The sequence below is a fragment of the Chitinophaga sp. genome, assembly GCF_035564935.1.
GTDB lineage: Bacteria > Bacteroidota > Bacteroidia > Chitinophagales > Chitinophagaceae > Chitinophaga.
The window spans coordinates 1-11,477 of the sequence record NZ_DATMTE010000155.1 but is presented as its reverse complement, the minus strand read 5'-3'; the positions used below and the strand labels follow the sequence as shown (position 1 = coordinate 11,477).

The following is an 11,477-nucleotide window of genomic DNA, read 5'->3' as shown; positions in this document are numbered from 1 at the left end:
TCCCCGGGGCAAACCGTTATCTATCATAAATAATATCAGCTGGTTAATTGTATTGTGATCTGGCTTACTCACGCCACTAAAAATAACAAAAGGCTGCATCATTATTTATGATACAGCCTTTTCCACTCTGCACAGGATTGAATTGTTAACTATTTTATTGCCTGCATGGCAGATTTAGCAGCAGCAATGGTTTCGTCCAAATCTTCGGTAGTGAGTGCATTACTCATAAACCAGCTTTCGAAAGCAGAAGGCGGCAGGTAAATGCCACGATCCAGCATAGCATGGAAGAAACGTTTGAATAATTCGTTATTGGCAGCGGAGGCGGCAGTGAAATCCACGATCGGGTATTCCGTGAAATGTGCGCTCAGCATTGATCCCATTTGGTTAATGCTATGCACTATGCCTGCGGCGCCAAATGCTTCTTTTAACCCATTTACCAGGTAGCTTGCTTTTTCCTGCAGTTGCTGGTAAATAACGGGATGGTCATTCAGTGTTTGCAACAAGGTATAACCGGCAATCATTGCAATAGGGTTACCGCTCAGAGTGCCCGCCTGGTATACTTTTCCGGCAGGGGCAAGATGTTCCATGATCTCTTTCGGACCGGCTACCGCACCTACCGGCATACCCGCCCCGATGATCTTACCAAACGTCACCAGGTCGGCCCGGATGCCCAGTAATTCCTGCGCGCCGCCACGTGCAAGACGGAAACCTGTCATCACTTCATCGAAGATCAGCAGGATATTGTTGTCATCGCAAAGCTGGCGAAGCCCTTCCAGGAAGCCCGGCTGAGGAAGGATACAGCCCATGTTGCCCGCTACCGGTTCAATAATTATCGCAGCAATTTGCTGGAGATTATCTGCAATCAACTGTTCTACTGCAGGTAAATTATTGTAGGGGGCAGTCAGCGTATCTTCTGCTACGGTAGTGGTAACACCCGGCACTGATTGAATGCCAAGGGTAGCCACACCGCTGCCGGCGCTCACCAGGAATGCATCTGCATGCCCGTGGTAGCAACCTTCAAATTTGATAAACTTATTGCGGCCGGTATAACCTCTTGCCAGCCGGAGGGCTGTCATACAGGCTTCTGTACCGGAGTTTACCATGCGTATCATATCGATGTTAGGCACCATGCCCACAATCAGTTCTGCAATCTTTATTTCAAGTTCTGTTGGCGCACCGAAAGAGGTGGAGTAGGTGGCATATTCCTGTATGGCCTTTACTACCGGCTCGTAAGCATGACCGAGTATCATCGGCCCCCAGGAATTGATATAGTCGATATAACGGTTACCATCTACATCATACATATAAGCGCCTTTCGCACGTTCCATGAACACGGGCGTGCCGCCTACGCTTTTAAATGCGCGTACGGGAGAGTTAACACCGCCGGGAATTACCTGCTTTGCTTTCCCGAATAACATTTCACTTTTGCTGTACATCTGTTGGTGGTTTATTATTTTACGCAAGATAGGGAATTATGCATTCAGCAGTTTTACCGCGTCTTTTGCAAAGTAAGTGGCGATCAGATCCGCACCGGCACGTTTCATACTGGTCATAGTTTCCAGGATCGCCTTGTTTTCATCCAGCCAGCCTCTTTGCGCTGCTGCCTTGATCATGGCATATTCGCCGCTCACATGATAGGCACTCACCGGAACGGTTACACGATCTTTTATAATACGCATGATATCGAGGTAGGCCATTGCTGGTTTTACCATTACAATATCAGCGCCCTCTTCAATATCCATGAGTGTTTCCTTAATTGCTTCGCGGGAATTGGCATAGTCCATCTGGTAAGTTTTCTTATCGCCGAAGCCGGGAGCGGAATCCAGCGCATCGCGGAAGGGACCGTAAAAGCAGGAAGCATATTTGGCGCTGTAAGCCATAATGCCTGTTTTATCGAAACCGTTTTCCTCAAGGATATTGCGGATAGCCAGGATGCGGCCATCCATCATATCGCTTGGCGCTACAAAGTCGGCGCCTGCCTGTGCATGGCTGAGACTCATACGGGCCAGCACTTCTACGGTGGGATCGTTTACAATTTCTGTTCCTTCCACAATACCGTCATGGCCGTAGGAAGAGTAAGGATCCAGCGCCACATCCGTCATTACCACCATGTCGGGAAGGGCATTTTTAATGCCACGGATAGCGCGTTGCATCAGGCCATCAGGATTTACCGCTTCGGTACCCTTGTTATCTTTTACACTATCTGGTGCTTTTACAAACAGCAGTACACTTTTAATACCCAGGCTCCAGAGTTCCTTTGCTTCTTTAATAGTGAGGTCAAGAGAATACCTGAAATAACCTGGCATAGAGCTGATCTCTTCCTTCACATTTTCTCCTTCGGTAACAAATAACGGCGCCATAAAATCGTTGGGCGTTATAATTGTTTCCGCCACCATCGCGCGAATAGCGGGAGATACTCTTAAAATTCTGTTTCTTCTGATCATCTTTATAAAAATTTTTATTGTTTTTATATCGTCTGCCGGAACATTATTTTACCCATTCTCTTGGCTTCAGGTATTCTTCCAGCTGTGCTTCGGGACTGCCGGGAGTGGTATGGAAATCGTACTCCCAGCGGGCTACCGGCGGCAAACTCATCAGGATGGATTCCGTACGGCCATTTGTTTTTAACCCAAACAGCGTTCCCCTGTCGTGAACAAGATTAAATTCCACATAACGCCCACGCCTATACGCCTGCCAGTTTTTATGTGCTTCTGTATAAGGAAGGTGTTTTGTTTTTTCTACCAACGGGAGATAAGCATCAAGGAAAGCTTTTCCGTTTGCTTTGGAAAATTCCAGGAGTGCCTCTGCTGATCTGTTTGCATTGGGCCGGAGGTAGTCGTAAAAAATTCCGCCTATACCGCGTGCTTCGTTGTTACGATGCTTATTGATAAAATATTCGTCGCAGTGTTTCTTATAGGCCGGGTACAGTTCTTTTCCAAACGGATCACAGGCATCTTTAAAGGTACGGTGAAAATGAATACCGTCTTCTTCTTCCAGGTAATACGGCGTCAGATCTGCACCACCGCCAAACCAGCTGTCTTTCAGCGCTCCGTCCTGGTCATACAATTCAAAGTAGCGGAAGTTGGCATGTACAGTAGGCACAAAAGGGTTCAGCGGGTGAAGCACCAGGGAGATGCCGCAGGCCATGAAACGGCTGTTGGTAACACCAAACTGCTGCGCCATTACTTCCGGCAATTCGCCATGAACAACAGAGGTATTAACGCCTCCTTTTTCAAATACATTGCCGTTGGCAATTACCCGTGTTTTACCACCGCCGCCGCCGGGGCGTTCCCAGCGGTCTTCCCGGAAAAGGGCCTTGCCGTCCGTTTGTTCGAGTGCTGCACAGATCTCATCCTGGAGGCCATGTATAAACGATATGAAGTTATCTTTAATGCTCATGGTAATTATCCGTGCGCTTTAACGGTTTCTACAAATGCTCTGGCGTGATCAACGGGAACATTTGGTAAAATACCATGTCCCAGGTTGGCGATGTAACGCTGTTTGCCAAAGCCTTTCAGCATTTCCTTTACTGCTTTTTCAATTTCCGGGATGGGCGCCAGCAATTTAGCGGGGTCAAAGTTGCCCTGCAGCGTAATATTGCTGCCGGCAAACTGCCGGGCCAGTTCCGGTTTAATACACCAGTCGATACCCAGTCCGTGTGCGCCGGTAGCGGCCATATCTTCCAGGGCAAACCAGGCGCCTTTTGCAAATACAATAGTAGGACAAACATCTTTCATGGCAGCTACTATCTGGCGTATATACTGTAAAGAGAATACTTCAAAATCCTGCGGGCTGAGCAAACCGCCCCAGGAATCAAATACCTGTACGGTATCAGCGCCTGCGGCCACCTGTGCTTTCAGGTAAGCGATGGTAGTATCGGTGATCATCTGCAACAGCTGATGCGCTACGGCAGGCTGCTGGTAGCAGAATGCTTTTGCTTCATCAAAAGTTTTGGAGCCTTTGCCTTGCACCATGTAGCAGAGCAGGGTCCAGGGAGCGCCGCCAAAGCCTATCAGCGGTACTTTGCCATCCAGTGTTTTTTTTGTGAGCTTCAGGGCGTCGAAAACATAGTGTAATCTTTCCTGTACATCGGGAACGCATAAACGCTGCAGGTCCTGTGCGGTTTTAACAGGAGCGGGGAGCAGTGGGCCTACTTTTTCTACCAGTTGCACTTCCATGCCCATTGCCTGTGGCACCACCAGGATATCGGAAAAAATAATAGCTGCATCAACGCCTACCTGGTCTACCGGCATCACAGTTATTTCAGTGGCCAGTTCCGGGTTTTCACAGCGTTCAAAAAAAGTATACTTATCACGGAGTTTGATATAATCCGGTAAATAGCGACCAGCCTGGCGCATCATCCATACGGGTGTACGGGAAACGGTTTCACCTTTAAGGGCCTTCAGCAGTAAGTCGTTCTTCAATGCGCTCATTCGTAGCAGTTAATGTTGTTAAAATAAAATATAGCAGTTTGCACCATGCTGTCTTCACTGATATTGGTACTCATTATAATTTTGTTATCGCTGTGCTCTCTCAGGGCTGTGGCGGTTGTTCTGCCAATGGCAAAGCAAACGGTTTTGCTGTTGATCCTGTTGGCAGACAGGTAGCTTTTAACAGCGCTTGGACTGAAGAACAATATGCCGTCGTAGTCGTCTGTTATCACGGCAGGGGCGGGAATGTTTTCGTAGATTACAAATTCCTTTACTTCAATACCTGCTTTTTTCAGCCCATCGGGCAATTCATTTCTCCGGATGTTACCGCAGAAAAAATTAACGGAACTAACATGGCCAAGTTGTACAATGGCATTGGCCAGTTCGCTGCCATAGGCCGATTCCGCCAGGATCTTACAACCAGGGAATGCTTTTTCCACTGCTTTGCGGGTACTGCCGGAAATACAGCATACATCAGGTTCGTGGATCACGTAACAGGTAGCATCCTGGTGGAGATAATATTTTGCCAGTATTTTCGCCGCATTGGCACTGGTGAATACATGCACTGCTTCCGGGCGGAAAACCTCCAACATGTGTTCGTCGCCTATCAATGCTTCATTCAGCAGCGGTTTTATCTGTATAAAGTCCTGTACATCTATGCGAATACCGTTTTCACCAGCAACAGCAATGGAGCTGTCTGTTAAATGCCTGGTGCTTAATATGCGGTATTTATCATTTAGCATTTCTGATCTGTGCTACTATTTCAGCGCCGCCCTGCGCCATAATATCTTCTGCAGCTTCTTTTCCCAGGTGATGGGCCTGGCTTACCGGTACTTCGCGTGAAATGCTGAAGTAGCGGGCGCCATCCAGGCTGCAAAGCTCACCGCTGAAGTGAATATGATCGTTTTGTATATAAGCGTAAGCGCTGATGGGGGTGGTGCATCCGCCCATCAGGGTGCGTAAAAATTCGCGTTCAATGTGTGTGGTAAGGGCAGTGTCTGCGTGATTGAAAGCTGCGCAGGCATCCAGGCAAAACTGGTCGTTTTCCCTGCAAACAGCCACTACTGCACCCTGTGCAGGCGCCGGCAACATCCAGTCGAGGTCAATGGAGTTAGCAGGGCGTACATTGATCCTTTCCAGGCCTGCCACTGCGAAGATGGCGCCGTCCCAGTTTTCTTCATCCAGTTTTCTCAAACGGGTATTTACATTACCGCGCAGGTTATGCAGCTGATGTTGGGGGTATTTCCGCAACCATTGTGCTTTACGGCGCACACTGCTGGTGGCAATGTTAGCAATATAGCCTGGTTGTGAGAGGAAATCTGTATTGTTTTTATATACCAGCAGATCTTTTACCGGCCCGCGTTGCAGGATAGCGGCATGTACAATTTGCTTTGGCAGTTGTGTAGGAACGTCTTTAAAAGAGTGAACGGCAACGTCTATACGGTTATTGAGCAGTGCCAGGTCGAGGCTTTTCGTGAAAATGCCCTGTACGCCTATTTCATAGAGGGGTGTTACCAGGTCTATATCTCCTTCGCTTTTGATGGGTACCAGTTCGGTGCGGTAACCTTGGGCGGTGAGCAGATCATTTACCTGGTTTGCCTGCCACAAGGCCAGCTGACTTTCTCTTGTGCCTATCCTGATAACTTTATCCATTTGTTTATTCCTGGTTAACTCCTGTCTCAAAAATATCGTTGATCATGGCGATGTACTGGTCACTTTTATCTGTTTCCTTACGTACTTTTCCTGCCATGAGATTAATCATTTTTTGTATAATGCGGGAAGATACGAGTTCTATATCTTCCATGTTGTAGTGTCCTCCGTTCTTCTGCTGCTGTATTTCGCGTGTATGTATTTCCTGCAGTTTATCTTTTACCGCCTTCAGTACTACGGCATGTTTGCGCATTTTGTACCAGTAAAGAAATTCTTCCATGTATTCATCGATGATGGCAATGGCCTTCGGTACTTCTCCCAGCCTGTTTTGCAGGGTTTCGTCCTGCACTTTGGAGAGTTCATCCACATTCACCAGCGTAATATGCGGGAGTTCGCCTACTGCAGCTTCCACATTAAAGGGAATTGACAGGTCCACGATGAGTTTGGGGGAACTGTTCCGGAAGTGTTCTGCCAGCACTGTTGGCTGTGGTGCATTGGAAGCAACGAGGATAATATCCGCCTGCTGCATTTCGCTCACCATATTTTCAAACGGTGCGTATTTCAATCCGTGCTGACCGGCAAATTCAGCGGCTACCTGCAGCGTGCGGTTAATAAGGGTCACCTCTTTTACGCCGAGGTATTCGATCATATTCTTGCAGGTGTTACGTCCTATTTTACCTACACCCAGTAATACGATCTTTTTATTTTTTATATCAGGGCAGATGCGCTCCAGCATTCTTACCGTGGCAAAAGCCACAGATACAGTGCCTTTGCTGAGCCCCGTTTCAGTTTTGATGAGTTTGGATACCTGCAGTACGCTGTTTACCAGCCGTTCCAGGAAGCTGCCCAGGCTTTGGTGCGCCTTGGCAAATTTGGCAGCATTACGTATCTGTCCTATAATTTCATAGTCGCCGAGGATCTGGGAATCGAGGCCCGTTCCTACCTGGTATAAGTGCCTGATGGCTTCTTCCCCGGATTTGGTATAGGCTAATTCTTCCAATTGGCTCCTGTCGCCGTTTGATTCCCTGCAAAGCAAATCTATCAACTGCCCGGGGTCCGCTGCAAATCCGTATACTTCCGTCCTGTTGCATGTAGAGAGTACAAATAGATCGTCTAATTGCACAACCCTGGCATGCTCCAGGAGTTGTTGATACTGAGCCGGATTGATGGCGTATAATCCCCTGATAGCAGCGTCTGTTTTCTTATAGTTGATCCCAACAATATGAAAATTTGCTATTTCTTTTGAATGACTGACCTGCATGTTCTTGTATAAGCTTCCGGTTGCAAAAGTACTTTCATACGCCCCAAACAAAAGGGGTTAGCTGTCATTAGTGTGTCATTTCTACTACTGGTAATCATTACGACGAAAAAATGATTTTTATCAGTTTTTGCCTTTACAAAAGAATGACAGTTATCGCATCTCCTGCAAAGCTTTTCGCTTTCGGCTTTTTGCTTACTTTTGCACCAATTTAAAAGAGATGGTGTCTAAATCTGATGTAGGAATAGTATTAATGAACCTTGGATCGCCTGATTCCACCGCTGTGCCGGATGTTAAGCGTTATCTGAATGAGTTCCTGATGGATAAGCGCGTAATTGATTATCCGTGGTTATTCCGTAAGATCTTAATCGAAGGGATCATTGTACCAAAGCGTGCGGAACAATCTGCCCGGGCTTATGAATCTATCTGGTGGGAAGAAGGATCGCCATTGGTAGCATTAACGAAACAACTGCAGATGGCTGTGCAGAACGATATGGAGATACCGGTGGAAATAGCCATGCGTTACGGCAATCCGCATCCTCAGGTAGCATATGATAATCTTCTTAAACAAAATCCTGATCTGAAAGAAGTAGTGCTGCTGCCCCTGTATCCTCATTACGCCATGTCTTCCTACGAAACAGCCGTAGCGTACGCGCAGGAGATCTATAAAAAGAAAAAATATAAATTCAAGCTGTCGGTAGTGCCTCCGTTCTACGATGAACCGGATTATATCAATGCACTTACCGAAAGCATGCGTCCATATTTGCAGCAGGACTATGATTACGTATTATTCAGTTATCATGGTTTACCGGAACGGCATATGCGTAAGGCAGATCCTACCGGTGCGCACTGCATGAAAGTGAACGACTGCTGTCATGTGAAATCACCTGCCCATCAATTTTGCTATCGTCACCAGATCACTGTTACTACCGAGCTGGTAGCAGAAAAGCTGGGACTGCCGCGCGAAAAATGGGGCATCTCCTTCCAGTCGAGGCTGGGCCGTGAAGAATGGCTGAAACCTTATACGGCTGGTTTACTGGAAACGTTGCCTGCCGAAGGGAAAAAGAGGTTGCTGATCGTGTGCCCGGCGTTTGTGTCGGATTGCCTGGAAACCCTGGAGGAGATAGCTGTGGAAGGAAAACATGCTTTCCTCAACAGCGGCGGTGAATCTTTTACCATGATTCCATGTCTGAATATTCACCCGTTATGGGTAAAAGCAGTAGTGAAATACTGCACACAGATCATTGCCACTGAAGCTGTTTAAATTTTGCCATATGTCCGTTCAACCCGTATTGATTGTTGGCGCCGGCCTGTCCGGGCTCAGTATTGCGTATGAATTGCAGAAACTGCAGGTACCTTACCAGGTACTGGAGGTTTCGGATCACACCGGTGGTGTAATGAAATCGATACGGGAAGATGGTTTTGAACTGGACGCAGGCGCCAATACCATTGCAGCTTCTCCTGAACTGCTGCAATACTTTTCGGAACTGGGGCTGGACAATGAAGTCCTGCAGGCAACCGCCGCCAGCAAAAACCGGTTCCTGGTAAGGCGGAATCAATTACACGCCGTTTCTCCACATCCCTTTAAGATCATGGGTTCTCCTTACCTGAGCCGCAGCAGTAAATGGCGGCTGTTTACAGAGCGCTTCCGTAAACCGGCGCCTGCAACAGGAGAAGAAACCGTTAATGATTTTGTAACAAGAAGATTTAATAAAGAGATTGCAGAATATGTATTCGACCCGGTATTGTCAGGCATTTACGCCGGTAATCCCGACCTGATGAGCATTGCGGAAGTATTGCCCGCACTGCCGCGGTGGGAGCGGGAATACGGCAGCGTAACCAAAGGGCTGATGAAAGATAAAGGCGCCATGGGCGGCCGGAAAATTATCAGTTTCAAGGGCGGCAACCAGTTGCTCACAAACCGCTTACAACAATTACTCACTACGCCGGTACGTTTTAACTGCAAAGTAACGGATATCACTGCCACCAATGCTGGATACAACGTGAGCGTAGTGGAAAATGGTGCGCCGGAAAATTATGCTGCCCAAAAAATTATACTGGCCACACCTGCTTACAGTACAGCGGAAGTTATTACCCACCTCGATGCAGAGGCAGCTGCTTTACTGAACAATGTGCATTATCCCCGCATGGCGGTGCTGCACCTGGGTTTTGATGCCACCGCTTTGCCACAGCCGCTGGATGGCTTCGGCTTCCTGGTGCCAAATGCAGAACATATGCATTTCCTTGGCGCTATTTGTAACACCGCTATTTTTCCCGGTAAAGCGCCTGCGGGGAAAATCCTGTTCACTGTATTCCTGGGAGGAGCCAGGCAGGAAGGTTTGTTCGATCAAATGGATCAGGCCACCCTGCAACAAAAGGTGGTGGCTGAAATAATGGCTTTACTGCATCTTTCGGCCCCGCCGGTAATGCAGCAGTTGAGCACCTGGAACAAAGCGATCCCGCAATTGAATGTAGGTCATGTTAAGTTGCGGAACGCAGTAACAGACTTTGAAAAAAAATATCCCGGTATTCATATCACGGGGAATTACCTGCAAGGCGTAGCCATCCCGGCTTTACTGCAACATGCCGCCGCTTTGGCCGCATCTCTGAAGAAAAATTAAAGAGAAAAATAGTTTCTTTGTTGCCGTTTTTTCTTAAATTCCATTATAAATTTCCACCAGATGATTGCAGGAATTTTAAAAGAAAAAGACGGCGAAACCAGGGTATCCCTCGTCCCTGAAGTAGTAAAGCAACTGCAGCAAATGTCGGTAACCGTGTGGGTGGAGCAGGGCGCCGGCGACAATGCTTTTTATAACGACGACGCCTATATGCAGGCAGGTGCGCAAATAAAAACAGCTGCAGAGATCCTCACTGGTGCCGACATCATTTTTACCCTGCAACCTCCTTCCAGGGAAATAACAGACCAGATCCCTTCAGGGAAAATCATCACAGGTATTCTACAACCTCTGTACCGTGCAAACGAAGTGGAGTACTGGGCTTCCCGTAATATTACCGCCTTCAGTTTAGATACTATTCCCCGCACCACCCGCGCACAGGTAATGGATGTGCTTAGCTCACAGGCCAATATCGCCGGTTATAAGGCGGTGCTGCTGGCGGCGTATAGCTATTCCCGTTATTTTCCCATGTTCATGACCGCAGCAGGCAGTATTGCCCCCGCAAAGGTATTGATACTGGGCGCCGGCGTTGCCGGTTTGCAGGCTATTGCCACTGCCCGCCGTTTGGGAGCTGTAGTGGAAGTATTTGATACCAGGCCCGCCGTTAAGGAAGAAGTAATGAGCCTGGGTGCAAAATTTGTGGAAGTGGAAGGGGCCGCAGATGCTTCCGCCGCAGGCGGTTATGCCGTAGAGCAAAGCGATACCTATAAGCAACAGCAGCAGCAACGCATCGCTGAAAGCATTGCCAAAGCAGATATTGTGATCACTACGGCGCAGATCCCCGGGAAGGCTGCACCGGTACTGGTGAGCAATGAAATGTTGGACCGCATGCGCCCCGGCGCCGTGATTGTAGACCTCGCTGCGGCTACCGGCGGCAATACCAGCGCTACAAAGAACAATGAAACCGTGCAGTATAAAGGCGTTACCATCATCGGAAATTCCAACCTGCCGGCTACCATGCCTGCTGATGCAAGCAAATTATACGCAAAAAATGTATTTAATTTCCTGAAACTGATACTTACAAAAGAAGGGGCGCTGCACCTGGATTTTGAAGACGATATTGTAAAAGGCGCCTGCATTACGCACAACGGGGAAGTAGTGAATGAACGTGTGAAAAACCTGATGCAGCCCGCTTAGTAGTTGAGATCGTAAAATACCCGTCTGACATGGAATATATTTTAACTTTTCTTCACCAGCATATCGATCTTATCTACATCGTTATCCTGTCTGTTTTTTTGGGAATAGAAGTGATTTCGAGGGTGCCATCTGTATTGCATACCCCGCTGATGAGCGGCGCTAATGCCATTCACGGCGTGGTGATCATCGGGGCTATTATTGTAATGGGAAAAGCAGAAACGGATAATTATCCCGCACTGATCATCGGCTTCCTCGCCGTAATACTGGGTACGATCAACGTGGTAGGAGGTTTTGTGGTAACCGACCGTATGCTGGAAATGTTCAAAG

The 11,477-nt window shown here is 47.9% G+C and carries 11 protein-coding genes; 4 read left to right on the top strand and 7 right to left on the bottom strand.

What is annotated here, in order from left to right:
• Positions 1-149 precede the first annotated feature (149 nt).
• The 7 genes from hemL to hemA are packed head-to-tail and all read right to left on the bottom strand — an operon-like array spanning position 150 to position 7,341.
• Entirely contained in the window at positions 150-1,436 is a 1,287-nt protein-coding gene (hemL, locus tag VN105_RS04205; protein ID WP_325638240.1) for a glutamate-1-semialdehyde 2,1-aminomutase, read from the bottom strand.
• Positions 1,437-1,472: 36 nt separating this feature from the next.
• Positions 1,473-2,444 (bottom strand): porphobilinogen synthase, encoded by a 972-nt coding sequence (gene hemB, locus VN105_RS04200; RefSeq protein ID WP_325638238.1) that lies wholly within the window; start codon positions 2,442-2,444, stop codon positions 1,473-1,475.
• 43 nt (positions 2,445-2,487) lie between these two features.
• Positions 2,488-3,399: an oxygen-dependent coproporphyrinogen oxidase gene (gene hemF, locus VN105_RS04195; RefSeq protein ID WP_325638236.1), complete on the bottom strand. Its 912-nt coding sequence runs from the start codon at positions 3,397-3,399 to the stop codon at positions 2,488-2,490.
• Positions 3,400-3,404: 5 nt separating this feature from the next.
• Positions 3,405-4,433, bottom strand: a complete 1,029-nt coding sequence (gene hemE / locus VN105_RS04190; RefSeq protein ID WP_325638234.1) for a uroporphyrinogen decarboxylase — start codon at positions 4,431-4,433, stop codon at positions 3,405-3,407.
• The gene (locus tag VN105_RS04185; protein WP_325638232.1) at positions 4,430-5,173 is read right to left on the bottom strand and encodes a uroporphyrinogen-III synthase; all 744 of its coding nucleotides are present in this window, start codon (positions 5,171-5,173) and stop codon (positions 4,430-4,432) included. The genes hemE and VN105_RS04185 overlap by 4 nt, the downstream gene beginning before the upstream one ends.
• On the bottom strand, positions 5,163-6,083 hold the full coding sequence (gene hemC / locus VN105_RS04180) for a hydroxymethylbilane synthase (protein ID WP_325638230.1): 921 nt from the start codon (positions 6,081-6,083) through the stop codon (positions 5,163-5,165). Before hemC ends, VN105_RS04185 begins: the two co-directional genes overlap by 11 nt.
• A gap of 4 nt (positions 6,084-6,087) precedes the next feature.
• Positions 6,088-7,341: a glutamyl-tRNA reductase gene (hemA, locus tag VN105_RS04175; protein WP_325638229.1), complete on the bottom strand. Its 1,254-nt coding sequence runs from the start codon at positions 7,339-7,341 to the stop codon at positions 6,088-6,090.
• A gap of 217 nt (positions 7,342-7,558) precedes the next feature.
• Here hemA and hemH point away from each other — a divergent pair, with 217 nt between their 5' ends.
• From hemH to VN105_RS04155, 4 genes are all read left to right on the top strand, one after another.
• The gene (gene hemH, locus VN105_RS04170) at positions 7,559-8,602 is read left to right on the top strand and encodes a ferrochelatase (protein ID WP_325638228.1); all 1,044 of its coding nucleotides are present in this window, start codon (positions 7,559-7,561) and stop codon (positions 8,600-8,602) included.
• A 10-nt stretch (positions 8,603-8,612) separates the two neighbouring features.
• Positions 8,613-9,959 carry a protoporphyrinogen oxidase gene (gene hemG, locus VN105_RS04165; protein ID WP_325638227.1) on the top strand — a complete coding sequence of 449 codons (1,347 nt, stop codon included), beginning with the start codon at positions 8,613-8,615 and terminating at the stop codon, positions 9,957-9,959.
• A gap of 60 nt (positions 9,960-10,019) precedes the next feature.
• Positions 10,020-11,150 (top strand): Re/Si-specific NAD(P)(+) transhydrogenase subunit alpha, encoded by a 1,131-nt coding sequence (locus VN105_RS04160; RefSeq protein WP_325638225.1) that lies wholly within the window; start codon positions 10,020-10,022, stop codon positions 11,148-11,150.
• 29 nt (positions 11,151-11,179) lie between these two features.
• A partial coding sequence (locus tag VN105_RS04155) for an NAD(P) transhydrogenase subunit alpha (RefSeq protein WP_325638223.1) occupies positions 11,180-11,477 on the top strand: 298 nt, incomplete at its 3' end.